The sequence below is a fragment of the Sulfitobacter sp. TCYB15 genome, assembly GCF_040435955.1.
GTDB classification, from domain to species: Bacteria; Pseudomonadota; Alphaproteobacteria; order Rhodobacterales; family Rhodobacteraceae; genus Sulfitobacter; species Sulfitobacter pontiacus.
In genome coordinates this window covers 2112229-2137547 of sequence record NZ_CP159193.1, presented here as the reverse complement: position 1 = coordinate 2137547, position 25319 = coordinate 2112229, and the positions used below count along the sequence as shown (strand labels likewise).

At 61.1% G+C, this 25319-nt stretch carries 22 protein-coding genes; 10 read left to right on the top strand and 12 right to left on the bottom strand.

Features of this window, described 5'->3' with window-relative positions:
* Positions 1–17: 17 nt before the first annotated feature.
* A complete protein-coding gene (locus ABM428_RS10250) occupies positions 18–887 on the bottom strand; it encodes a DMT family transporter (RefSeq protein WP_037944386.1) in 870 nt (289 codons plus the stop codon).
* Between the two features lie 134 nt (positions 888–1021).
* On the opposite strand from ABM428_RS10250, the gene ABM428_RS10245 reads away from it, so the two are divergent.
* The gene (locus tag ABM428_RS10245) at positions 1022–2065 is read left to right on the top strand and encodes an AbrB family transcriptional regulator (RefSeq protein ID WP_132996522.1); all 1044 of its coding nucleotides are present in this window, start codon (positions 1022–1024) and stop codon (positions 2063–2065) included.
* Positions 2066–2382: 317 nt separating this feature from the next.
* Complete coding sequence (locus tag ABM428_RS10240; RefSeq protein WP_005853776.1) at positions 2383–3684, top strand: DEAD/DEAH box helicase; 1302 nt, start codon at positions 2383–2385, stop codon at positions 3682–3684.
* A gap of 160 nt (positions 3685–3844) precedes the next feature.
* Here ABM428_RS10240 and ABM428_RS10235 read toward each other — a convergent pair whose 3' ends face one another.
* From ABM428_RS10235 to ABM428_RS10220, 4 genes are all read right to left on the bottom strand, one after another.
* Positions 3845–5080, bottom strand: a complete 1236-nt coding sequence (locus ABM428_RS10235; protein ID WP_132996524.1) for a multidrug effflux MFS transporter — start codon at positions 5078–5080, stop codon at positions 3845–3847.
* Between the two features lie 90 nt (positions 5081–5170).
* A complete protein-coding gene (locus ABM428_RS10230; protein ID WP_132996525.1) occupies positions 5171–5653 on the bottom strand; it encodes an adenylyltransferase/cytidyltransferase family protein in 483 nt (160 codons plus the stop codon).
* 115 nt (positions 5654–5768) lie between these two features.
* Entirely contained in the window at positions 5769–6410 is a 642-nt protein-coding gene (locus tag ABM428_RS10225) for a DsbA family protein (protein WP_009824740.1), read from the bottom strand.
* Positions 6407–7921 carry a class I adenylate-forming enzyme family protein gene (locus ABM428_RS10220; protein WP_353627906.1) on the bottom strand — a complete coding sequence of 505 codons (1515 nt, stop codon included), beginning with the start codon at positions 7919–7921 and terminating at the stop codon, positions 6407–6409. Before ABM428_RS10220 ends, ABM428_RS10225 begins: the two co-directional genes overlap by 4 nt.
* Positions 7922–7985: 64 nt before the next feature.
* On the opposite strand from ABM428_RS10220, the gene ABM428_RS10215 reads away from it, so the two are divergent.
* Positions 7986–8609: a helix-turn-helix domain-containing protein gene (locus tag ABM428_RS10215; protein ID WP_039912303.1), complete on the top strand. Its 624-nt coding sequence runs from the start codon at positions 7986–7988 to the stop codon at positions 8607–8609.
* Between the two features lie 91 nt (positions 8610–8700).
* Here ABM428_RS10215 and ABM428_RS10210 read toward each other — a convergent pair whose 3' ends face one another.
* Positions 8701–10419 (bottom strand): extracellular solute-binding protein, encoded by a 1719-nt coding sequence (locus tag ABM428_RS10210; protein WP_353627905.1) that lies wholly within the window; start codon positions 10417–10419, stop codon positions 8701–8703.
* A gap of 411 nt (positions 10420–10830) precedes the next feature.
* Between ABM428_RS10210 and ABM428_RS10205 the strand changes: the two genes are divergently transcribed.
* Both ABM428_RS10205 and ABM428_RS10200 read left to right on the top strand, forming a co-directional pair.
* Positions 10831–11616, top strand: a complete 786-nt coding sequence (locus ABM428_RS10205; protein ID WP_289081053.1) for a 3-hydroxybutyrate dehydrogenase — start codon at positions 10831–10833, stop codon at positions 11614–11616.
* Positions 11617–11670: 54 nt separating this feature from the next.
* Positions 11671–12702, top strand: a complete 1032-nt coding sequence (locus tag ABM428_RS10200; RefSeq protein WP_005853766.1) for a patatin-like phospholipase family protein — start codon at positions 11671–11673, stop codon at positions 12700–12702.
* Here ABM428_RS10200 and ABM428_RS10195 read toward each other — a convergent pair.
* The 4 genes from ABM428_RS10195 to ABM428_RS10180 form a co-directional block, all read right to left on the bottom strand.
* A complete protein-coding gene (locus ABM428_RS10195) occupies positions 12695–13441 on the bottom strand; it encodes a DUF502 domain-containing protein (RefSeq protein WP_051577588.1) in 747 nt (248 codons plus the stop codon). The genes ABM428_RS10200 and ABM428_RS10195 overlap by 8 nt on opposite strands.
* Before the next feature lie 86 nt (positions 13442–13527).
* Positions 13528–14442 (bottom strand): pseudouridine-5'-phosphate glycosidase, encoded by a 915-nt coding sequence (locus ABM428_RS10190; protein ID WP_132996528.1) that lies wholly within the window; start codon positions 14440–14442, stop codon positions 13528–13530.
* Positions 14439–15323, bottom strand: a complete 885-nt coding sequence (locus tag ABM428_RS10185; RefSeq protein WP_037964353.1) for a PfkB family carbohydrate kinase — start codon at positions 15321–15323, stop codon at positions 14439–14441. Before ABM428_RS10185 ends, ABM428_RS10190 begins: the two co-directional genes overlap by 4 nt.
* Positions 15324–15380: 57 nt before the next feature.
* Complete coding sequence (locus ABM428_RS10180; RefSeq protein ID WP_132996529.1) at positions 15381–16196, bottom strand: DUF4198 domain-containing protein; 816 nt, start codon at positions 16194–16196, stop codon at positions 15381–15383.
* Between ABM428_RS10180 and ABM428_RS10175 the strand changes: the two genes are divergently transcribed.
* Positions 16195–17520, top strand: coding sequence for a HupE/UreJ family protein (locus tag ABM428_RS10175; protein ID WP_132996530.1), 1326 nt, complete (start codon positions 16195–16197; stop codon positions 17518–17520). The two genes, ABM428_RS10180 and ABM428_RS10175, sit on opposite strands and share 2 nt — an antisense overlap.
* Before the next feature lie 16 nt (positions 17521–17536).
* On the opposite strand, the gene ABM428_RS10170 is transcribed toward ABM428_RS10175, so the two are convergent.
* Entirely contained in the window at positions 17537–18157 is a 621-nt protein-coding gene (locus ABM428_RS10170) for a thiamine phosphate synthase (protein WP_009824730.1), read from the bottom strand.
* Positions 18158–18313: 156 nt separating this feature from the next.
* Here ABM428_RS10170 and ABM428_RS10165 point away from each other — a divergent pair, with 156 nt between their 5' ends.
* The 4 genes from ABM428_RS10165 to ABM428_RS10150 all read left to right on the top strand — a co-directional run bounded on the left by ABM428_RS10165 (position 18314) and on the right by ABM428_RS10150 (position 22232).
* On the top strand, positions 18314–19066 hold the full coding sequence (locus tag ABM428_RS10165) for an RNA methyltransferase (RefSeq protein ID WP_005853757.1): 753 nt from the start codon (positions 18314–18316) through the stop codon (positions 19064–19066).
* Between the two features lie 55 nt (positions 19067–19121).
* The gene (ctaA, locus tag ABM428_RS10160; protein WP_037944373.1) at positions 19122–20273 is read left to right on the top strand and encodes a heme A synthase; all 1152 of its coding nucleotides are present in this window, start codon (positions 19122–19124) and stop codon (positions 20271–20273) included.
* A complete protein-coding gene (locus ABM428_RS10155) occupies positions 20273–21748 on the top strand; it encodes a carboxypeptidase M32 (RefSeq protein ID WP_168592013.1) in 1476 nt (491 codons plus the stop codon). Before ctaA ends, ABM428_RS10155 begins: the two co-directional genes overlap by 1 nt.
* Positions 21749–21890: 142 nt before the next feature.
* A complete protein-coding gene (locus tag ABM428_RS10150; protein WP_037944371.1) occupies positions 21891–22232 on the top strand; it encodes a hypothetical protein in 342 nt (113 codons plus the stop codon).
* 141 nt (positions 22233–22373) lie between these two features.
* Here ABM428_RS10150 and gyrA read toward each other — a convergent pair whose 3' ends face one another.
* Positions 22374–25130, bottom strand: coding sequence for a DNA gyrase subunit A (gene gyrA, locus ABM428_RS10145; RefSeq protein WP_037944370.1), 2757 nt, complete (start codon positions 25128–25130; stop codon positions 22374–22376).
* Between the last annotated feature and the right edge of the window lie 189 nt (positions 25131–25319).

Genomic DNA, 25319 nt, shown 5'->3' with positions numbered 1-25319 from the left:
GGGAGGATGGAAAGTGTTCAGGCCTGTTCTTTGACCTTTCGCTCACGCCATACCGTATAGATGCCCGAGGCAACAATGATGGTTGCGCCAACATAGGTCAGCAGATCGGGGCGTTCGCCAAAGATCGTGATGCCCACAACCATCGCGAACAGCAGGCGCGCATAGCGGAACGGTGTGACAAAGCTGATTTCGCCGATACGCATGGCCGCGACAATGCCGTAATAGGCGACCATGCCGGTTGTCAGCGCGGCCCCCATGAACAGCCATTGCACCCCCGACATCGGCGCAAAAGCCGTGCCCGTGCCCAGCATGAAAAGCAGGCTTGCAGGGACCAGCGCCAGAAACGCAAGGAACGACAGCTGGAACGTAGAGGTCGATTTCGGTACCCGCCGCGTCGCCAGATCGCGCAAGGACAGCCCCAGCACCCCAAGAACCGCCAGCAGGGACAGCGCCTGAAAGCTGTCCATCCCGGGGCGGATCACCAGCAAGACGCCCAGCATACCAACCAGAATAGCGCTCCACCGGCGCCAGCCGACGGGATCGCCCAGAAACAGCGCCGCGCCTAGGGTCACCACCAGCGGTGTCGCCTGCAAGATGGCCGAGGCAGAAGAAATCGGCGTCAGCACAATGGCCGATACAAACCCCAAGGTGCCGACGATCTCGCCCAAGGCGCGCAGCAGGATCGGGCGGGTCAGCATCGCGCGATCCATCAAGGGCTCGCCCTTCATCACCACCATCGCGCCATAGCAAAGCGCGCCACCGGTCCCGAGCATAAAGATAATCTGCCCGATCGGGATATCCGTCCCGATCAGCTTGATGAACATGTCCTCAATGGCAAAGCCCAACATCGACAGCACCATGATCAAAGCGCCGCGCAGATTGTCCATATCCTATTCCTTCATACAATCGTTCTATAATTCCGTCAGAGGATGCATGTCCCTTTGTCGGGGGATGTGCAAGCCTCGCGGCGCATCGCGTGGTGGGGCTGGTGGCGGAAGGGACCAACTGCTAGCACAAGCGTATGAAATGGCCGCGCCCCCCGTCTGATACGCTTACGACCGTTTTCACCGTCTGTATCGGCGCGGTGGGGGCCGGAATCGGCTGGCTGCTGAACGCGCCGATCTACATGCTGCTGGGGCCTGCGGTGCTGGTGTCGCTGGCCGGTCTGGCGGGCGCGCGCATGGGGGTGTCGCTGCCGCTGCGCAACATCTGCTTTGTCGTCATTGGCCTGTCGGTGGGGGCGGGGTTTGACCAGAATGCGGTCGATGCCATGCTGCGCTGGCCGCTGGCTTTTGTAGTGATGGCCGTGCTGGTCTGGGCGATGCTGGTGCTCAGTCGGTGGCTGCTGGCGCGGTTCTTTGGCTTTGACCGTCGTGCAGCACTGCTGGCTTCGGCCCCCGGACACCTCAGCTTTGTGCTGGCGATGGCGGCCGATGGCGGGGATAATGTGGTGCGTATCTCGACCACGCAGTCGGTGCGGCTGTTGTCGCTCACGCTGGTGGTGCCCTTTGTCGCGCTGGCGATGGGGGTTGATCTGGGCGGGTCCATCGTACCCGACGGCACCGTTATGGGCGGGGTGACATTGCTGGTGATGGCGGTGCTCTCCGTCGGGGCAGGGCTGCTGCTGGGGCGCATCCGGGTGCCCGCGCCGATGTTGATCGGGCCGATGCTGGTGTCATCGCTTGCGCATGTGACAGGGATCGCCCCCGGTGTGCTGCCCCTGTGGCTGGTGATGCCCGCCTATGTGGTGCTCGGTGCCTTGATCGGCACGCGGTTCTCCGGCGTGCGGCTTGACGATCTGACCAAGGGGCTTGCCGCGGGGCTGGCTGTGACCTGCCTTGCCGTGGGGTTGGCCTTGTTGGGGGCGATCCCGGTCGCTATGGCGCTTGGCATGCCGCTGGCGCATATCCTCGTGGCCTTTGCGCCCGGTGGGTTCGAGACAATGATCGCCATGGGCAGCGTGCTGGGGATCAGCCCGGGTTTCGTCGCCGCCTGCCACATGATGCGCCTGTTCATCCTCAGCGCTGTGCTGCCCCTGATGCTGGCACGCAGCACCCCGCGCTAGGCTATCTTTCACAGCACCGTTGACTTTGCCGCCCAAACAGCCCATCTGGGGCGCAAGCGATGCCTTCTGCCGCGTGAGCAGACCAGCCCTTGACCTGTCGACCTAAAATCGTCGCGTCTTATGACAGCTGAACAAAAGGCCGCCGATGTTCCCAAAATCACGCGTGGGGCCAAGCGCAACAGACAGGGTGTTGGCACTAGGCTGCCCCCTGCGATCTGCTTTGCGTCCCTCGCGGTTTCCCTGCATCGACGGGGCCCGCGTGATTGCTATGGCGGGAAGGGGCTTTGCCCCGCATCCCGCGGAAAGACGACAAAACGATGAGCGATTTTGAAATGATGGGCCTGCCGCGCCGTCTGGTCAAAGCCTTGACCAACATGGGCATGACCGATCCGACCCCGATCCAGAAACAGGCGATCCCCCACGGGATGAATGGCCGCGACGTGATGGGGCTGGCACAGACCGGCACCGGCAAGACCGCCGCCTTCGGTATCCCGCTGGTGGCCCAGATGCTGGAACGCGAAGCCCGCCCCGAGCCGCGCACCGTGCGCGGGCTGGTGCTGGCCCCGACCCGCGAGCTGGCCAACCAGATCATGGAGAACCTCAAAGGGTTCTGCGAAGGGACCCAGTTGAAAACCATGATGATTGTCGGCGGCCAGTCGATCAACCCGCAGATCAAACGGATGGAGCGTGGCGTCGACCTGCTGGTGGCCACACCCGGGCGCTTGCTGGACCTGATGGACCGCCGCGCGGTGCTTTTGCACAAGACCACTTTCCTTGTGCTGGATGAAGCGGACCAGATGCTCGACATGGGCTTTATCCACGATCTGCGCAAGATTGCGGCGGTGCTGCCGAAAGAGCGTCAGACCATGCTCTTCTCGGCAACCATGCCGAAACTGATGAACGAGATTGCCAACAGCTACCTCAACAGCCCGATCCGCATCGAAGTCTCGCCTCCGGGCAAGGCGGCGGATAAGATCACCCAAGAGGTGCATTTCATCGCCAAGGCGGAAAAGAAATCCCTGCTGATCGAACTGCTTGGCAAACACACCGAGGAACGCGCCCTGGTGTTCGGGCGGACCAAACACGGCTGTGAAAAGCTGATGAAAGATCTGGTCAAAGCCGGTTTCAAAGCCGCATCGATCCATGGCAACAAAAGCCAGGGTCAGCGGGACCGCGCCATCGAATCCTTCAAGAAAGGCGAGGTCACTGTGCTGGTGGCAACGGATGTCGCCGCCCGCGGTTTGGATATTCCCGACGTGAAGCACGTCTACAACTACGAGCTGCCCAATGTGCCCGACAACTATGTCCACCGTATCGGCCGGACCGCGCGCGCGGGCAAAGACGGGGCGGCGATCGCTTTCTGCGCGCCGGATGAAATGGGCGAGCTGAAAGATATCCAGAAGACGATGAAAATCTCGATCCCCGTGGCCTCCGGCCGTCCGTGGGAAGCGATTGACGAACCCGCCAAGCCAAAGGGTCGCGGCGGACGCGGTCGTGGTCGCGGTGGTCGCCCCGGTGGCGGTGGCGGTAACGGTGGCGGTGGCAATGGCGGCGGTGCGGGCAAACCCGCCGGTGCCGCGCGGCGTCGTCGCAAACCAGCCGGGCAGCGCGCCGCATAGGGGCACAGCGACCGACGCACGATCAAAAGGGACACCGCTATCAGCGGTGCCCCTTTTTGTTACCTCTCTCTAAAGCGCCTTAGTCCGCGCTTCCAAATGGCTCTAAATCCTCGCCCGAAGGGCGAAACCGGCGCCACCAGCCACACGTGGTCGCTCAGCCCTATTCCGCGGGGCCTGCTGCCGCCTGCCGGTTGACCCGCGCCAGAAGCAGCATCAGCGCGAAGGCGAGTGTCGCCAGCGTCAGTACCGCGCCGATCAGCGGGGTGATCGTGCCGTTGAACATCAACCCGATGGGCGAGGCGAGCATGGCAGCCATCACCGTCGACACCGCCCCGATGACCGACGCCGCCATGCCGGCGATATGACCCAAAGGCTCCATCGCCAGCGCGTTGAGGTTGCCCATCACCAGCCCCACCTGAAAGAACAGCGACGCCTGCCACATCAGGAAAAAGACAAAACCATAGGGCTCTGGCAGATCGCCCAGACCAAGACCCAGCATCAGGCCCGACAATACGATCTGCAGCCCAAGCGCAAGGATCACGATCCGCTGCATCCCTAGCCGGACGACCAGCAGCGCGTTCAGCAGGCTCGACGTCCCCGAGATCAGCGCCGCGACGCCAAACCAGAAGGGGAAGCTTTCGGCGCGGTCATAGACTTGGTCGTAAATGGGTTGCACCAGCATCAGCGTCGAGAACAAGAACCCCATCACCAGCGTCTGCACCGTGATCGAGAGACACACCATCGGGTTGCTGAAAATCTCTTTCACCGCGTTCCACAGCAGGCCGATCTGCAAAGGTCGACGCTTGGGCTTGGGCAGGGTTTCGGGCAGGCGGAGCATGGCCCAGACCACACAGGTTGCCGAGAAAACGATGAACGACAAGAATACGCCACGCCAATCGGACAGGGCGATGATCACAGCCCCCATTGCAGGGGCAAAGGCGGGCACCACGACAAAGATCATCATCACGAAAGACATGATCTTGGCCATTTGCCGACCCGAATAAAGGTCGCGGATCACCGCAAGCGCCACAACCCGAGGGCCCGCAGCCCCCACGCCCTGCACGACCCGCGCGATCAGCATCACCTCAAGCGATTGGCTCAGCCATGCCACCACAGCCCCCGAGATATAGATCGCAGACCCGAGGTAGATGATATTCTTGCGCCCGAAAGCATCCGACAGCGGGCCGGTGACAAAAGTGCCCATCCCCATGCCCAGGATAAAGGCGGTCACAATCAACGGGACTTTGGTCATATCCAAAGGCGACAGCTCTGCGCCGATCTCGGGCAGGGCAGGCAGCATTGCATCGGTCGAGAAAGCAATGATTGCAAACATCATCGCAATCAGCGCCACAAACTCGGGGCGGCTCATGTTGATGTCGGGGCGGTCGTCGGTCATCCATCGGCTCCATCGTGACGGTGGGCCGCAGGGCGCAGCCTATGGTGTTCATAAGGCTGCCTTACAGATAGTGCAATCGGCGTCGCGCCGTCAGCTGGCTCGGGCGCGCTGGCGCGGCTCTGTCTCGCGGGTGGTCACCGGCAAACGCAATACTTGAACGATCTCGTCTAGTCCCGACACCGGCAGGGGAAGATGCGCGGGCAGGGCCAATACCGAGACGTTGTAATTCACGATATCGCTGCGCACCTGATCCCATGTCTCAAGCGGAATGACCCGCGAGACATAGCGGCACCGCTCCAGCACTGCACGGCGGGCGGCAAAGCCCAGATGCGCCGGACGCCCCGCACGTTGACAGAACTGTTCGCTCTGGCAGCCGACGACCAGATCGCTGCCCATACGGGCCAACTGCCGTAGCCAGTCGGCGTGACCGGTGTGGAATCCGTCGAACCCGCCATAGGTCAGGATCGTCCGCGTGATTGGCGTGGAGGGTGTGATGCTGGACGGACGCGCCGCCGGTGTCACCACCGTCGCCCGCCCGCGTCTCATAGAGGGAAAGGGGATATCGTATTTCATGCTGCCCGCTCGATCTGGATAGGGGTCTTTGCCCCTTTATCCGATTGATTCTAGGCGGGTTTCAGCACAAAGGCAAAGCCTTTCTGCCGCATATTGCCAGTGCGGGCGCGTGGCCTCAGCCTTCGTTGCGCAGTTCGGCCAGTACTTTTTTCCAAAGCTCAGGCGGCTGCGCGCCCGGCACCGCGTGACGCCCGCCCACGATAAAGGTCGGGACGGAGTTGATGCCCATCTCGCGGCTGTGCGCATCGCGTTTGCGGATGTCTTCCATATCCTCATCCGTCGCCAATAGACGCGTCACAACAGAGGCATCCATCTCGATCCCGTCGGCGATATCGGCGAGCACCTCGGCATCGCCAATATCGCGCGCATCAACAAAATAGGCTTTGAACAACGCCGATACCGCTGCGGTTTGGCGCCCTTCGATCCCGGCCCAGTGGATCAACCGATGGGCGTTCAGCGTGTTGGGGGTGCGCTGCATCGCCTCGAAGTTGATCTTGAGACCGGCTTTCTCGGCATGTTCCACCACAGGGGCATAGGCCCGCACCGCACCTTCCTTGCCGCCGAACTTGCCTTCCAGATAGGCACGGCGGTCCATCCCTTCGGCAGGCATGTCGGGGTTAAGCTGGAACGGGTGCCATTCGATCGCGAAAGGGTGGTCCGGCTCGCTTTCCAGTGCGCGGTCCAGATGGGCCTTGCCGATATAGCACCAAGGGCAAATCGGGTCGGACATGATATCAAGCTTGATCGTCTGGGTCATCGTTGTGCCTCATAGGCTGCACGCAAGGACCGGCGCAGCAGTTTGCCATTCGCGCCCATCGGCAGCTCTGGCAGGTGGATGAAAAGGCGCGGCTGCTTGTAGCGCGCCATGTTGTCTTGTGCATAAAGGGCCAGCGCGGCCTCGTCCAGCGGGCTGTCGGCGGTATAGAAGGCCGCGATCACGGTCACGTCGGGTTTAACCTCGACCTCCGCCGCGCCGACAGCATGGATGCCGGGGAATTTGGCGAGGGTTTGTTCCACCTCGATCGGCGAGACGCGGAAACCGCCCGCGTTCATCATATCGTCATTGCGCCCCAGATAGGTGATCTGCCCATCGGTGCCCATGACACCTTGATCACCGGTCAGGAACCAGTCACCCTGATATTTCTGGGCCGTTTGATCCGGCGCGCCAAGATAGCCGAGCATCAGCCCCGGGTCGCTCTTGTGGATCGCGATGGTGCCTTCCTGGCCGATCTCTACCGGGCCTTCCGTCCCGATCAACGCGATGCGACGCCCGTCCTGAGGCTGGCCCAATGTGCCGGCCCGCGCCGGACGGTCGGGAGAGGCGGAGAGAAAGGTCGAACACTCCGACATACCGTAGGCCTCGAAGATCGGCGTGCCACTGGCAGCCTGCCACGCGCGGGCAATGGCCGAGGGGAGCTTTTCCCCCGCGCTCAATCCGTGGCGCAGGCTTGGCACATTGATCTGGTCGTGGTGTTTCAGGATTTGACGGTACACCCCCGGTGCGGCTGCAAAAAGGCTCGCGTCATGCCGCGCCATCAAGGCAGGGAGATCCGCAGGTACCACGCCCGCAGCCGGGATCAGGGCGGTGGCACCGGCGGTCCAGGGGTCCATCAGGCCGGTCCCCAGCGTATAGGTCCAATTGAACGCGCCTGCATGCATGACCCGATCCTCGGGCTTCAGATCATACCAGCCGCGCACCATCATCTGCCGTGCCCAGATGGCGCGATGTGCGTGCATCACCGCGCTCGGCCGGCCCGACGTGCCAGAGGTATAGATGATATAGCCCAGCCGGTCGGGGTCTCCCATATGCCAGGGGGCCGCGGGCAAATCGCGCATGGACCTGAGCTGGGCCAGATCGACGGTGGTGTCATTCGGCGGGCAGGGCACGGCGGGATCACGCAAGATCGCCTTGGGCGCGAGGGTGGCGATGATCGCGGCGACCTCCGGTTCTGTCAGTGCGGCGGCGGTGGGGACAGGCACCAAGCCTGCGGCCAGCGCGCCCAGATAGGCCAGCGGGAAATCCACAGTATTGCCAAGGCGCATCAGCACGATGTCCCCCGGGCGCAGCCCCATGCCCAGCAACCCCGTCGCGGTGCCGCGCACGGCGGCCTCAAGCTGGTCGAAACGCCACGCCTCAACGCGATCGGGCCCGACAATGGCAAGCGCCGTCTTGTCACCCAAATCGGCGGCGCGGCCCAGAACATGGGCGGCAAGATTGAACGGGGCGGGGCAAGGCGCAAAGCCGGAGGACGCAGAGACGGACAGCATGCCCAATCGCTACCCCGCGCGCAGCAGCGTTGCAAGCGCTCCGGCGCGGCGCTATAGCCTGCGCATGACGCAAGATGGCCCGAAATCCATGATCCAGATCGCCCGCGAAAGCGGCGAGACGGAAACCGCCCCGCCTGTTGATCTGGGTGCGCGCGTGCGCGAGTTGCGCAAGGCGCGCAACTGGACGCTGGAGCAAGCCGCCAATCAGGCCGGACTGGCCCGTTCCACGCTCAGCAAGATCGAGAACGGCCAGATGTCGCCCACCTATGAGGCGCTGAAAAAGCTCGCCGTGGGGTTGGAAATCTCGGTGCCACAGCTCTTCACGCCCCCCTCGGCGGGGCAGATAAACGGGCGGATGGCGGTCACCAAATCGGGCGAGGGGGCGGCCAAGGCGACGACCACCTACGAGCACACGATGCTGGCCGATACGCTGCGCAAAAAGCAGATGCTGCCCTACCGCGCGCGTATCCGTGCCCGCCGGATGGATGAGTTCGACGGCTGGGTGCGCCACGACGGGGAAGAGTTCCTTTACGTGCTGACCGGCGTCATCACCTTATACACCGAATTCTACGAACCCGTCGAAATGCGCCGCGGCGACAGCGCCTATTATGATGCGACGATGGGGCATAACGTCGTCTCTACCAGCGATGAGGACGCCACGATCCTTTGGGTCACATCGCTCACCTAACCGACGTGCCCGCGCTTCATTTTGCCAAATAAACTCTCCCCGAAGGGCCGCCACGCCACAGGCACCGCCGCCTGATACCGATACGCATCGCTTACTGGGCCGGTTCAATCCACCAGACTTCCGGCATATAGTTCGGCCCGTCGCCATAAAGCGGCACGTGGGAGGGGTATTTCATCGCTGCGACATGCGCGATGCGGTCTTCGGTGAACTGCCAGAACGGGATGACATAGCGCCCGGCGGTCAGCACGCGATCCAGCGCGCGGGTGGCGGCGGTGAAATCCTCGGCGCTGCTGGCCCCGACCATCGTATCGATCATCGCGTCAATGGCAGGGGATTTCACCCCCATCAGGTTGCGGCTGCCTTCCTGATCGGCTGCCTCCGACCCCCAGTAATAGCGTTGTTCGTTGCCCGGGCTCAGCGAAAGGGCGCGGCGGAAGATGGCCATGTCAAAGTCGAAGGCCGCGTTACGCGCGACGAATTGCGCGTCATCCACAGCGTCCACGCGGGCGGTGATGCCCAGACGGGCCAGCGCCTGGATGTAAAGCTCGGCAATGGCGATATTCTCGCTACTACCTTTGGACAGTAGGATGCTGAACGACAAAGGCTGCCCGTCAGGCCCCCGCATGGTGCCGCCATCGGCGCTGAATCCCGCGTCGGCCAACGCGCCCATGGCGCGGCGGATGCCCGCGCGGTTGCGGGCGGATCCGTCGGACACGGGTAGCGCATAGCCGTCAAGCGCGCCGGCAGGCAGGTCATCAGCAAAGGGGGTCAACAACTCGGCCACGCGGCCGGCGGCGGGGCCGTCTTGCATCGCCAGCGGAGAGTTCGAGAAATAAGAGGTAATGCGCGGTTGCGCCCCGCCGGTCAGCGTCTCGTTGATATACTCGAAGTTAAAGGCCGCGATCAGCGCCTCACGCACACGGATGTCGTCAAAGGGCGCGCGGCGGGTGTTCATGACCAATCCGGTCATGCCCGAGGGTTTGCTATGGGCGAAGGTGGATTTGACCACATCACCGCGCTGCACGGCGGGGAAGTCATATTGCGTCGCCCAGCTTTCGGCGTTGAATTCGCGCAGGGCGGAAATCTCTCCGGCCTTGAACGCCTCGAACAGGACATTCGCGTCGCCATAAAAGTCGAGCTTTATCTCGTCGATGTTATGGGTGCCTTTGCGAAACGGCACATCCTTGCCCCAGTAGTCAGGGTTGCGCGTCAGGGTGACCTGTTTGCCCGCCTTATAATCGCTGACCACATAGGGGCCGGAGCCCAGCGGTATCTCCGCCAGCGGGGCATTGGCGAAATCGCGGCCTTCCCATTGCGCCTTGCTCAGGATCGGGCGCATCCCTGCCAGCAGGGCCAGCTCTCGGTTATCGGTGTTGAACACCATTTTGACGCTGCGCGGACCGGTCTGGGTGATGCTGTCGATCTGGGCATAAAGCCCGTGGTAGCGCGGGTGCCCCTCTGTGCCGAGCATGTCGTAGCTAAAGATCACATCCTCGGGGGTGACCGGACTGCCATCAGAGAAGCGCGCGTCGGGTCGCAGGGTGAATTCGACCCATGACCGGTCCTCCGGGACCTCAATCGATTCGGCCAAAAGCCCGTAAAGCGCGAAAGGTTCATCCCACGAACGGCCCATCAGGCTTTCATGGGTAAAGAACGGCAACTGCCACGGCGAGGTGCCCTTGCGCACGAAGGGATTGAGGCTGTCAAACCCGCCGGTGTTGCCCAGAACGATCGCACCGCCTTGGGGCGCGTCCGGGTTGGCATAGGGCAGCGACACAAAATCAGGTGGGAGAGCAGGGTCCCCATACATAGATATACCATGTGCGGGCTCGGCGCGGGCGAATCCACCGAGAAGAATCAGTGAAGAAACAGCTGCAACTGCCCGACAGCTTTGGAAAAATTTAAACGCCATTTTAGCAACAATCCCGCTCTGCCCTTGTTTTATTAGCGTATTCCTTAGCGATGCGGCAGCTACAGTTCAAACTTTAAGCTTGGATTACGGCGGCGAATTGCGTATAACGAACTCACTGCTCGATAGGTTTCTTGCCTGTATGAAACCTGCCTCAATAACTTAACGTCCGCTTCGTGCGGACGTTTTTTTTTGCCCGTGATCCGGCATATGTCCGGGCAGCAGGGGCATTCCGCCGGGGTGCGGAATTAGCCGTTTCCATTCGTTTCGCAGCCCGCCATGATGCACCTGCAGAAACGCTAGGAGATTTTCATGGCTTACAGCATCGATCTTTCAGGAAAAACAGCAGTCATCACGGGGTCCAATTCCGGTATTGGGCTTGGCATCGCTTGGGCATTGGCGCGGGCGGGGGCGGATGTTGTGCTGAACTCCTTTACCGACAGCGACGAAGACCACGCTATTGCGAAAGACATCGCCGCCGAAACCGGCGTTACCGCGCGCTATATCAAGGCGGATATGTCGAAAGCCGAAGAATGCCGCCAGCTGATCACCGATGCAGGGCGCTGCGATATTCTGGTGAACAACGCGGGCATCCAGCATGTCGCGCCGATCCCCAGCTTCCCGACCGAGAAATGGGACGCGATCATCGCCATCAACCTCAGTTCTGCGTTTCACACCACGGCGGTGGCTCTGCCAATGATGCGCGAGGCGGGCTGGGGCCGCGTGATCAACGTCGCTTCGGCGCACGGGCTGACAGCCTCGCCCTATAAATCCGCCTATATTGCGGCCAAGCACGGGATCGTAGGGCTGTCCAAAACCACCGCGCTGGAAACGGCCGAAGACCCGATCACCTGCAATGCCATCTGCCCGGGCTATGTGTTGACCGATATCGTCGAAAAGCAGATCCCCGACACGATGAAAGAATACGACATGTCGCGCGAAGAGGTGATCAAGAACGTCATGCTCAAGCGCCAACCGTCGAAAGAATTCGCCACGGTCGAACAACTGGGCGGCACCGCGACCTTCCTATGTTCCGAGGCGGGGGACCAGATCACCGGTACAACGATCAGCGTCGATGGTGGCTGGACCGCCCTGTAATATAACACGCGGGCGCGGGGATACCTCGCGCGCGCCGACTGGCGGAGCGTCTAGATGCAGAAAAAACAGATCAACCTTGCCCTACAGGGCGGCGGCGCGCATGGGGCCTATACCTGGGGCGTGCTTGACCGGCTGCTGGAAGAGCCAGAGCTTGAGATCAGCGGTATTTCCGGCACATCGGCTGGCGCGCTGAACGGCGCTGCGTTGAAGGCGGGGCTGATCAAGGGCGGGCATCAGGCCGCGCGCGATAATCTGGATTGGCTGTGGGACAAGGTCGCCGGTGTCGGGAACCTGCATCTGAACGGCTGGATGGCCCCCTTTGGCGTCGGTGCGCTTAGTCAGGCGATGGCCTATAGCTGGCCGGTCATGCTTAGTACGGCGATGACGCAGATCGTGTCGCCCTATGTCTACGGCCCGCTCTATCGCAACCCGCTGCGCGATATTGTCGAGACGTTTGATTACGAACATATCTGCGAGGCGGCGGGACCACGGCTGTTTGTCAGCGCGACCAAAGTGCGCGACGGCAAGATCCGCGTCTTCGAGAAAGAAGAGATCACGCCGGATGCGATCCTCGCCTCGGCCTGTCTGCCGACGCTGTTTCAGGCGATCGAGATGGAGGATCCGAAATCGGGCCGGCGCGAGGCGTTCTGGGACGGGGGCTATACCGGCAATCCGGCGCTTTTCCCGCTGTATTCCTCGGACCTGCCGGGGGACATCGTCATCATCAATATCAACCCGCTTGAACGGGACGAACTGCCCACCACGCCGCAGATGATCCACAATCGAGTGAATGAAATCAGCTTTAATTCCAGCTTGTTACGTGAACTTCGTGCGATCCACTTTGTGCAGAACCTGCTGGATCAGGGACGTGTCGAGGAAGGTCAGATGCAGCGGTTGCGGATTCACATGATCGCTGACGACGATCTGATGTCGCAGCTGTCCACCGCTACCAAAAGCGTGCCGAACGGGGCGGTGATCACCGCGCTTAAATCCGCGGGCCGCACCTCGGCCGAGCGGTTTTTGCAAACCGATATCGACAGTGTAGGCAAGTGCAGTTCAGTCGATCTGCGCAAGATGTTCAGCTAGGGGAAATGCGGTCGGGTCGCGGGGTCGCGGATGGGTCCACCGGCACCGGTTTCTTTGGCGGATAGACCAGCCCGGCAGAGATCACCAGCTTGGCCGCGTCCTCGACCGACATGTCGAGCTCGGTCACATCCTTTTGCGGCACGAACAACAAAAAGCCCGAGGTGGGGTTGGGCGTGGTCGGCACAAACACCCCCACAAGGTTCGACCCTTCACCCCCTGCGGCGGCGACCTCTCCCTTTGCGGGGATAGAGATAAAACCAAGCGCCCACATACCTTTACGCGGGTATTCTATCATGCAGGCGGTTTCAAAGCTGCGCTCTGACTGGGCGAAAATCGTCTCCGAGATCTGCTTGATTCCGGAATAGATGGTCCGCACCACAGGTGTACGCTCTACCAGACTTTCGGCGAAACGGATGAACGACCGGCCGATAATGCCCTTGGCCAGCCAACCGACGATGACCGTGAACAGCAAGAAGATGATCACACCGATGCCGCGCACGTTGATCTGGGCAGAGGGGTCCAACCCGAAATACGTCTGGATCAGCCGATCAGGGTGATAGGCCAGCGGCACCATCGGCAGCACGATCCCGTCGATCCAGCCGATCACGGTCCAGATCAGCCAGATCGTGAGGCCGACCGGCGCAATCACCACCAGCCCCGTCAGGAACGAAGCCCTGATCCGCGCGAACAAAGTCCGGCGCGGTGCGGGAGGAAGGGGCGGCGTAAACGGTGTGTTCATGAATGAAGGTTATCCCACTGCAGCAATGCGTTAGAGCTAGGGCGTTTCACGCGTTGCTACAATGGAGGACGCATAATAATTAAGCTTTATGCGTCTTTTGACATAAGTGCAGCCGCAATTTTGGACGCAAAACGGGCGTTGTTACGCACCAATGCGATGTTCGCGGTCAGCGACCGGCCTTCGGTCAGTTCGAAGATGCGCTGCAACAGATAGGGGGTTACGGCCTTACCGCTGATGCCGTGGGTATTGGCATCGGCTTGGGCGGCCTTGATGATGGGTGCCAGATCAGCGGCGGCGATTTCATCCTCTTTCGGGATCGGGTTGGCGACCAGCTGCCCCCCGGGCAAACCCATGTGGCCGCGCACTTTATGGGCGGCGGCGATATCAGTCGCGTTATCCATGCGCAGGGGCGATTTCAGCGGGGAGGTGCTGCTCCAGAAGGCGGGGAAGCTGTCTTGGCCGACGGTGATCACCGGCACACCTTGGGTTTCCAGCACCTCCAGCGTCTTGGCCACATCCAGAATGGCCTTGGCCCCCGCGGCGACAACGGTCACCGGCGTTTGGGCAAGTTCCATCAGGTCGGCAGAGATATCAAAGCTGTCTTCTGCGCCCTTATGCACGCCGCCGATACCGCCAGTGGCGAAAACCGCGATCTCGGCCAGATGGGCGGCGATCATCGTCGCGGCAACCGTGGTGGCACCGGTGCCGCCTGTGGCGATGCAGGCCGCCATATCGGCACGCGACAGTTTGGCGACATTCTTGGCCTGCGCCAATGCTGTCAGCTCGTCGTCCTCGAGCCCGATGTGCAACCGTCCGTCGATCACAGCGATGGTCGCGGGGATCGCACCGGCCTCACGTACATCTGCCTCGACCTGACGCGCGACCTCTAGGTTTTGCGGATAGGGCATCCCGTGGGTGATGATCGTGCTTTCCAGCGCAACAACGGGGGTGCCATTCGCATGGGCTTTGGCGACTTCGGCAGAGCGGTGCAGGGGAATCATATTTTGGTCTCTCCAGAAACATATTGGGCAGCGGCACTAAGCGCTTGGGTCAGGGCCGCGTCTGGTGCCGCCCCTTTGATTTCAGCCGCGATATGGGCAGCCATGAACGTATCACCGGCACCGGTGACGCGGGTGACAGAGACGGGCGGCGGGTTCTGGGTGATCAGACCTCTTGGCGCACCCACCGTCGCGGGATTGCCGCCATCGGTGACCACCGCGCGCACGGCACCGCGCGACAGCAGCGCCGTGGCCGCATCGCGCGAATTGTCGAATGTCGCCTGACACAGCAGACCCGCTTCTTCGAGGTTGACGTAAAGCGTGCCGCGTTCCGCCTGCAAAAACGGTGTGAGCCGTTGCGCCTTGCCCGGCGACGCAGGAGCGACGCGCAGATCGGCATGCTCAAGCAGCGGGCTACGGGCCATTTGCGACAGCAGGTCCAGCGTCAGGTTGCCATCCAACGCAACGGCCCCGCGGTAGGGGGTGGGCAGCGATCCGTCTTCGAACGGGCGCAAGATTTTATCGCCCGCAGCCTCAAGCGAATGAGCATCGGCAATGGCGGCGATCAGGCCGTTGGTGCCCTCGACCGCCATATAGCGGTCCGTGGGCAGATCATCCGAGCGGTACACATGATCCGTATGCAGCCCGCGCAGCTTGCACGCGGCGATCAGCTCGTCCCCTTCGGGGTCGCGCCCGACGGCGCTGATGAGGGCAGGGGACAGCCCAAAGCGGGCCAGCGCCATCGCGATATTCAGCGCAACGCCACCGGGCAGACGCGAGATGCGACCGGGCATATCAGAGCCCTGCCGCATGACCGTATCGCCACGGCCGATAATGTCCCAAAGCACGGAACCGATGCAGAGAATGTCAGGTGTATGTGTCATGCCGCCGGTATGGCCCAACCGATATGGCGGGCGCAAGGCGCGGCGGCGCGAAAAGGCCTATTCCGGCACGGCAAATGTCAGCGATGCCCAAAGGCTCTCCCATTGGGGGCTGGTGGGGGTGGTTTCCACGTCCGGGGCAGGGCGCAGCACCACGGCATCCACCAGATAGGTCATCCCCGCGGTAACCGGAAATTGGACGTGCCCCGCGTCATCCGTCCGGTATTTGGTCACAGTGACGTTCTTGTCGGCGTCGCGTTCATAGACTTCAACCTGCACATCGCGGCGCGGCTCTTGCTGGTAGGTCAGCGCGACCTCCATCTGCTGATCGGCCTCAAGCGTGTAGGGGTTGGTGAGCGCGACAAGTTCGGTTTCAAGCCCCAAGGCTTTGTCTTCACCTTGTCCGTCGCCGACAGCGATCAGCGCCTTGGAATAGCGGCTATAGCGTTCGCGGACCTTGTCTTGGGGGTAGCCCTTCGAGCGGTGCTCGGCCAATGCCTGCATGAAATCCTTGTGCACGGTAAATCCGACGAATGTTTGCCAGTCTTTATAGGTCAGCATTGTCGCCTTTGCCTGATGCGCGACGATTGCCAGCCCTTCCTGATCCGGCGCGGTCATCTTCAGCGCCGGGATATCGCCCATGCGCGCTGAGACCGGTGTGGTTTCCCCGTCAAAAGTCACGTCAAACCGTTCGGTGCTGTTCGGGAAATAGGCGAGGCGTGTGCCCTCAAACAACTCACCGTTGCGGATGTCGGTTGTTATTTCGGTGCCGGTCTGTACTTGATACGCGGGCGCGTCCAACCAGAATTCATGCGCAGTGACAGCCGAAGTTGGTAATAAGAATGATAGTACGAGTACGAAACGGGACAGAAACATGACAACAACCTTTTATAAACTGATACTCAAGCTGGCCTATGCGCTGGTTTTGTCAAGTGGGATGGCAGGGCTCGCGCAGGCGCATGAAGTCGTGCCGACCATCGCCGACGTGCAAAGCAGCGACGGTCAGGTCACGCTTGATCTGCGCGTGAACCTAGAAGCGCTGATGTCCGGCATTGATCTGGACGCGGTGGCCGATACGAATGATGCCGAAAATGCCAGCGATTACGACAGCTTGCGTGCCTTGCCCGCCGATGAGGTCGCGGCCCGTGCGCCGGAATTGCTGGCCCAGTGGAACGCGCTACCGCTGCTGCGCGCCGATGGGGAGCCTGTGGCGCTGGAGGCAGTCGCGCTGACGCTTCCCGAAGATGTGAACCCCGAACTGCCCCGCATCGCCGAATGGTCGCTGCAAGGAATGGTGCCGCAAGACACGCGCGGGCTGGTGGTGTCATGGCCCGATGGATCGGGCGCGCTGGTCCTGCGTCAGCAAGGGGTGGAAAACCCCTATACCGGTTATCTGGACGGTGGCGCGGAAAGCCCCGAAATTTTGCTTGCGGGCGGCGGACAGCAATCCGCGTGGGAGGCGTTTGCCAGCTATATTCCCGTCGGGTTTGACCACATCCTGCCCAAGGGGCTGGATCATATCCTGTTCGTGCTGGGCCTATTTTTCCTGTCGACACATCTGCGCCCGCTGATCTGGCAGGTTACCGCGTTTACGGCAGCGCATACGGTGACATTGGCGCTTGGCGCGCTTGGCTGGGTGTCTGTCCCCGGTAGCATTGTCGAGCCGTTGATCGCCGCCTCTATCGTCTATGTCGCGGTCGAGAATATCTTTCTTGCAGGGCTCAGCCCGTGGAGACCGCTGGTGATCTTTGGCTTTGGTCTGTTGCACGGGCTTGGTTTTGCCTCGGTGCTGGGGGAATTCGGCTTGCCGCAAGACCAGTTCATCCCGGCGCTCATCGGGTTCAACATCGGGGTAGAGATCGGGCAGCTCACCGTGATTGCCGTCATGTTCCTCTGTGTCTGGCAAGCGCTGCGGGTGATGCGCGGGCAGGGTGACCCGCGTGCGGCCAAGGGGCTTTATGTGGCGCTGACGGTGATTGCGCTGGCGCTGTGCATCGTGCCGATGCCCGCCGTGGCCGCGCTGCTGGAGGCACCGGTGCCGGTGTTCCTGATCCCGCTGGCGCTGGTCTTTACCGGGTGTTTCCTGTCGGTGCAGTTCCGTCAGGTCGCGGCACCCTACCGTCGCTTTGTCGCCATACCGGCGTCGGTCGCGATTGCGGTCATCGGGGCCTATTGGTTCGTAGAGCGGGTGTTCCTGTAACACCCGCCCTGCGCGGTTACTTCATCGCGGCAATCAGATCAGCGAGCGCCTGCTGGGGTGTTTCGCTGGTCCAGATTTCATCCCCGATGCCGAAAAAGTCGGTAACGGGGGTGAGCGCGCGGATCAGATCAGTGTTGAGCCCGCCTTCGGCGACGACCGGCACTTCGATCACTTCGGACCACCATTGGAACAGGTCTTGTTCGGCGTGGGTGCCATCGTCCAGCAGGGACGCGTTCACCGGACCAAAGCTGATGTAATCCGCACCCGCTTCGCCTGCGGCCATGCCGTCGTGACGCGAGCCGTTGCAAAAGCTGCCGACAATGGCGTCATCGCCCAAGGTCTTGCGCGCATGACGCACGGAGCGTGCCGCATCCGACAGATGCACGCCATCAAGCCCCAACCGTTCCGCCAGCAAAGTGTGATCCGCAATCACCAGCGCAATGTCACGCGCGTCGGTGACCCCCCGCAGCGCATCCGCCGCGCGCATCACGCGATCTTCGTCACGCGTGCTGAGCGCCAGACGCACGCAGGCCACATCATGCGCATCCAGCACACGCGCCAGCTGGTCGGGAAAGCTGGAGAGTTCAAGCTCGGGCGGGGTAATCAGGTAAAGCTGCGGCTGTTCGGGCGTATCCATGGCTTGCTGTCCTTTGCGTTATTGCGCGTCAATTAGCGGATCACGCGGGGAAAGAAAAACTTTTATGCCTTCGGCGAGGATTTTTTCCCATTTGGAAGGCGGATGGAGCGCCCGGTCGTTCTTGCGAGGTGCGCGCCGCGCGCGTATGAGGTGCCCATGAATGATACAGTAGAACACCCGCAGATCCCGGCCTTTGTGCTTGTGCGCCCGCAGATGGGCGAAAACATCGGTGCCGCCGCTCGGGCCATGTGGAACTTTGGCCTTGATCGCATGCGCATTGTCGCGCCGCGTGACGGCTGGCCGAACCCTTCGGCCGTTGCTATGGCATCCGGTGCGGGGCGGTTGCTGGATGAGGCGGTGATCTATGATGATCTGGCCGGTGCTGTGGGCGACGCTGCCTTTGTTTTTGCCACCACGGCGCGCGATCGAGATCTGACCAAGCCAGTTTATAGTCCTGAAGCGGCTATGGCCAAAGCCGCGCAGATGATCCGCGAGGGCCGCCGTGTGTCGGTGCTGTTCGGGCCGGAACGGGCAGGGCTTGAGAATGATGATATCAGCCGCGCGAATGCGATTGTCTCGGTCCCGGTAAACCCTGCCTTTGCCTCGCTTAACCTTGCGCAATGTGTGTTGTTGATGGGCTATGAGTGGATGCGCGCGCAGGGCGACGTCGTGGCCGAACAAGTCGAGATGGCGGGCACCGACTGGGCCGACAACAGCGAGATCGAACATCTCGCACGGCATTTCGAGGACCGTCTGGACACCGCCGGCTTTTTCTATCCCGAGCACAAGGCCGCCAGCATGAAGATCAACCTGCGCAACATGTGGTCGCGTTTGCCGCTGACCCGTGCCGACGTGCAGACCTTGCACGGCACCCTGCGACAGATGGTACGTTGGAAAGAGCGCGGCTAGACCTTTGTGCGCTTGTGTCCTACTTCTGCACAAACCCTAGCAGACGAGAGGCACCATGGCCGAAAAACGAAAGCTGTTCGAGGACGTAGGCGAGGCGCAGGCCACGCGCCCCGTGGCACAGGCTGGCGGCATTGACCGCGGGCGGGGTGGGGCACGCCGTGGCATCCGTATCTGGCTGTTCATCCTATTCGCATTGGTCTTTGTGATGATCGCCGTAGGCGGTCTGACCCGATTGACCGACAGTGGCCTGAGCATCACCGAATGGAAGCCTTTTACCGGAGCCATGCCGCCGATGAACGAGGCGGACTGGCAATCGGAATTCGCCAAATACCAAGAGATTGACGAGTTTCAGGTCCAGAACTCCTGGATGGAACTGTCTGATTTCAAAGCAATCTACTGGTGGGAATGGGGCCACCGGCAGTTGGGCCGGGTGATTGGTCTGGTCTGGGCTGTCGGGTTCTTGTGGTTTCTCTTGCGTCGCCAGATCCCCGTTGGCTGGTCCGGACGTTTGCTTGTCTTGGGCGGTCTTGGCGGTCTGCAGGGTGCGATCGGTTGGTGGATGGTGTCGTCGGGCGTCACCACCGGAGAGGCGGTTCTGGATGTCGCCAGCTACCGTTTGGCCACGCATCTGGGGCTTGCCTTCGTCATCCTCGGGTTCATCACCTGGTATGCGTTGCTCTTGGGCCGGAGCGAGCGTGACCTGATGCAGGCGCGACGCGCCAAGGAGGCGAAGCTTTTCGGCATGTCCACGGGCCTGTTGCATTTTGCCTTCCTGCAGATCCTGTTGGGCGCGCTGGTCGCAGGGATCGATGCGGGGCGGTTCTTTGTCGATTGGCCGTTGATGCAGGGGCAGTTCTTTCCGCCTGACGCCTTCAGCATCACGCCGGTCTGGCGCAACTTCTTTGAAAACCCCGGGCTGGTGCAGTTCATGCACCGCATGGCGGGCTATCTGCTGTTTGCCTTCGCTATCGTGGTCTGGCTGCGGGGCCGTAAGTCGGCGCATCCCAATACGCGCAAAGCGTTTAACCTGATGATGATCGCGATGCTGGGGCAGATTGCCTTGGGCATTGTGACCGTGATCAACGCCGCACCGGTACATATCGCGATCTTCCATCAGGTGCTTGCCGTGGTGCTGTGGGTGCTGATCCTGCGCGCCCGCTTCCTGAGCGCCTATCCCATTCCGACATCTGTACGAGGTAAATCCTGATGAGTGCTTTTGATGAGCTGATGGCGTTCCAGCGCGAAACCGAGGCGCTGGCACAGGTCGCAGGCCGGTTGGGCTGGGATCAGGAGACCGTCATGCCACGCGGGGCCGCCCCGCAGCGTGGTGAGGAGATGGCGGCAATGGAAGGCGTGCTTCATGCGCGCCGTGTTGATCCGCGCATTCCCGAATGGCTGGACAGGATCGACGAATCGGCGCTGAACCCCGTCGGACAAGCGCAGCTGCGTGACATCCGTCGCAGTCACGCGCGCAGCTCTAAAGTGCCCGCCGCCCTTGCCGCGCGCATCGCGCGGGTCACCTCGGAAGCGCAGGGCATCTGGGCCGAGGCGCGCGCCGCCGATGATGTCGCGGCCTTTGCGCCAACCTTGGCCGAGGTGATCGCGTTGAAGCGCGAAGAGGGGCAGGCGCTGGCTGCTGGCGGCGATGTCTATGACGCGATGCTGGATGATTATGAACCCGGTGCACGTGCTGCCGAGCTGGAGGCGATGTTCGGCGCATTGCGCCCCGAGCTGACGCGCCTGCGCGAAGCGGTGCGCGCCGCCGAAGCACCGCCGGTGCTGGAGGGCCGCTTTGACGCGGAGACCCAGATGAAGCTGACACGTCAGCTCGCCACCACCTTCGGCTATGATATGGCTATGGGGCGTGTCGACAAGGCCGTGCATCCGTTCTCAAGCGGGTCGGGGCTTGATGTGCGGATCACCACACGCACCAACGAGCTGGACCCGTTCAACTGTTTCTATTCCACCATCCACGAGGTCGGGCATGCCTGCTACGAGCAGGGCATCGACAAGGACTACCTTTTGACACCGCTTGGGGCGGGGGTGTCTATGGGGGTCCACGAAAGTCAAAGCCGGATCTATGAAAACCAGCTTGGACGTAGCCGTGCCTTTACCGGCTGGTTGTATGGTCAGATGCGCGATGCCTTCGGTGATTTTGGCGTAGCGGATGAAGAAACCTTCTACCGCATCGTGAACCGTGTCTCTGATGGCTATATCCGGACCGAGGCCGACGAGCTGCAATACAATCTGCACGTGCTTTTGCGGTTTGATCTGGAACGCGCTTTGATGGCGGGTGATCTGCAGGTCGGTGATCTGGAAGCCGCGTGGAACGACAGGTTCGAGGCCGATTTCGGCTATGCGGTTGACCGGCCCTCGAATGGCGTGTTGCAGGATGTGCATTGGTCGGTCGGTTTGTTCGGCTATTTCCCGACATATTCCTTGGGCAACGTCTATGCCGGGTGCCTGAATACGGCGCTGCGCCGCGATGTACCGGAACTGGATGCGCAATTGGCGCAGGGCGATACCTCTGCGGCGACGGGCTGGTTGCGCGAGAATGTCCAACGCCACGGCGGGCTTTACGCCCCGCGGAATCTGATCACGCGCGCCACCGGGGAGCAGCCGAGCGAGGCCCCCTTGCTTTCCTATTTGACGGAGAAATTCAGCACTCTATATGCATTATAGTCTGGCCGAGCCCGAAAACGGTCGATTGAATTGCATTTACTTGATCTGATGACCCTAGCGTCAATATCAAGTTTGCTATTGCGCCTGAAATATGCGATATGAGGATCAAGATTTTTGACCTTCGCAAACTGGAGAAATTATTATGACACGCTTCACAGCATTTGCCGCCGCGCTTTTGATGACTGCCGGCGCAGCTTCCGCCCAAGTTACAACCCAAGCCGCTGTTGGTGGTGATTCCGGCGTTGCCGGCTACCCAACCACAGTTGTTGGCGAAAACGGCGTTACCTACGCTTGCCAAGCACCTACCGAAATCGATGGCATCATTGCACGTCGTTGCATCGATCCAAGCGCCGCTGGTGGCGTTGGCTTTGAGGGCCTGAGCCCCGCCGCAGCCGGTGGTATCGCAGCGGTTATCGTTGCAGTTGCAGTTATCGCAAGCAACGATGACGACGCAAACGGCACAAACGGTTCCAACGGTACGTAAGCAATACAGATCTGACGATCTGAGAGTTTCGAAAACGCCCCCTCGGGGGCGTTTTTTTATGGGTTTGCAATCCGTAGCGCGCAAAGGAAAAAAGCCGCCCACTCAGGAAGAGGGGCGGCTTTGAGCATTCTGGTGGGCGACTTACGCTTCAGGCGTTGCGATCTCGTCGTCGCCGGTTTCATCACCTTGGTCTGCAATCCAGGCAACGCTTACCACAACTTCGCCGCGGCCGGTGTCAAAGACTTTGACGCCACCGGCACTGCGCGACCGGAAGGAAATACCCTCTACCGGGACGCGAATCGATTGCCCTTTAGAGGTCGCGAGCATGATCTGATCATCCATCTCGACAGGGAAGGAGGCGACGATATCGCCACCGCGCATCGCTTTGTCCATCGCGGTCACGCCCAGGCCACCACGCCCGCGCACGGGATAGTCGTGGCTGGAGGACAGTTTGCCCGCGCCTTTTTCGGTGATCGTTAGCAGCAGGTTCTCGGCCGCGGACATTTCGGCGTAGCGCTCTTGGGAGAAATTCGGATCGGCGGGGGCTTCGTCTTCGTCGCCTTCCGCATCATCGGCCAGACCGGCCATCGCGCGCCGCATCTTGAGGTAGGCCGTCCGCTCTTCCGAGCTGGCGTCGAAGTGACGGATGATCGACATGGAGACGACCTTGTCATCGCCGTTCAGCTTGATCCCACGCACCCCGACAGAGGCGCGGCTGTTGAAGACGCGCACATCCGTCGCAGGGAAGCGGATCGCGCGGCCCGAATTGGTCACCAGCATGACATCATCGTCATTCGACGCGATGCGTGCGTTGATCAGCGTGGTGTCGGCGTGGTCGTCCTCGAACTTCATGGCGATCTTGCCGTTGCGCATGACGTTGGTGAAATCCGACAGCTTGTTCCGGCGCACGGTACCGGCGGATGTCGCAAAGACCACCTGCAGATCGTCCCATTCTTTTTCGTCGCGGTCCACGGGCATAATCGCCGCGATGGAAACGCCGGTCGGGATGGGCAGGATATTGACGATCGCCTTGCCTTTTGACGTGCGCCCGCCTTGGGGCAAGCGCCAGGTCTTGAGCTTGTAGACCATGCCGTCGGTCGTAAAGAACAGCAGTTGGGTGTGGGTATTGGCAACGAAGAGGGTGGTGACGACGTCCTCTTCCTTCGTTTGCATGCCTGAAACACCTTTGCCGCCGCGGCGTTGGCTGCGGAAATCGACCAGTGGGGTGCGTTTGATATAGCCACCGGAGGTTACGGTCACGACCATATCCTCGCGCGCGATCAGGTCTTCGTCGTCCATGTCGCCGGACCAGTCGACGATCTCTGTGCGGCGCGGCACGGCAAACTGGTCTTTCACTTCGGCCAGCTCGTCCGAGATGATGCCCATGATCCGTTCGCGGCTGCCCAGAATTTCAAGGTATTCCTTGATTTTCTTGGCCAGTTCTTCCAGCTCGTCGGTGACCTCTTTCACCCCGATCTGTGTCAGACGCTGCAAACGCAGTTCCAGAATGGCGCGGGCCTGTGCTTCGGACAGGTTATAGGTGCCGTCGTCATTGGCGGTATGTGTCGGATCGTCGATCAGTGCGATATATTGCAGGATCTGTTCCGCGGGCCAACGGCGGGTCATCAGCTTTTCGCGTGCTTCCGCGGCATCGGCAGAGGATCGGATGGTGGCGACGACCTCGTCGATATTGGTGACTGCCACTGCCAGACCACACAGGATGTGGCTGCGTTCACGCGCCTTGCGCAGCAGATAGGCGGTGCGGCGGGCGACGACATCTTCGCGGAAATCGATGAAGGATGTCAGGAACTTGCGCAGGGTCAGCTGTTCGGGCCGGCCGCCGTTGAGCGCCAGCATGTTACAGCCGAAATAGGTCTGCATCGGGGTGAAACGGTAAAGCTGGTTCATCACCACTTCGGCGGTGGCGTCGCGCTTCAGCTCGATCACAACCCGCACGCCGTTGCGGTCAGATTCGTCCTGAACATGGGCGATGCCGTCGATCTTCTTCTCGCGCACCTGCTCGGCGATCTTTTCGATCATGGTGGATTTATTCACCTGATAGCAGATCTCGTCGATGACGATGGCGAAACGGTCTTTGCGAATCTCTTCGACACGAGTCTTGGCCCGCATAATCACACTGCCACGCCCCTCAAGATAGGCTTTGCGCGCGCCCGAACGACCCAACATAATCCCACCGGTGGGGAAGTCGGGGCCGGGGATATATTCGATCAGCTCTTCCGAGGTCAGATCGGGGTTCTCGATCAGGGCCTGACAGGCGTCGATCACTTCGCCCAGGTTATGCGGCGGGATGTTGGTCGCCATACCAACGGCGATACCGCCCGCGCCATTGACCAGCATGTTCGGGAAACGTGCAGGCAAAACAGTAGGTTCGCGTTCTTTGCCATCGTAGTTGTCGATGAAATCAACGGTTTCCTTGTCCAGATCGCCGGTCATGAAGGACGCGACCTTATCAAGGCGCGATTCCGTATAACGCATTGCCGCAGCGCTATCGCCGTCCATCGACCCAAAGTTACCCTGACCGTCAATCAGCGGCAGCGACATAGAGAAGTCCTGCGCCATGCGGACCAGAGCGTCATAGATCGCGCTGTCCCCATGCGGGTGATAGGAACCCATCACGTCGCCCACGGACTTTGCCGACTTGCGGTAGGCTTTTTCGTGGGTGATGCCTTTTTCATACATCGAATAGATGATGCGGCGGTGAACCGGTTTCAGCCCGTCTCGCAGGTCGGGAATGGCGCGCGAAACGATGACCGACATGGCGTAATCCAGATAGGATGTCCGCATCTCGTGTTCGATATTGACCGACGGGCCATCATACACAGGGCGCGTAGCCGGGATTTCGTCATCGTTTTCAGGGGTTTCTGGCGTGTCGTTCACGTAATCTGCCTAGCTCTTGCTGGTTCTATATCTTGCGGTTTTGTATAGCAGACGGGGCATATCGGGTGCAATGCCTGCGGCCTTGGCAGGCGGGGATTCACTTGCTCATCAGGCTAAGTTGTTGAAATGTAATGATACTAAATCCGGCGTGATTTTTGTGGCGTAACGTCAATGTCAATTGGTGGTTCA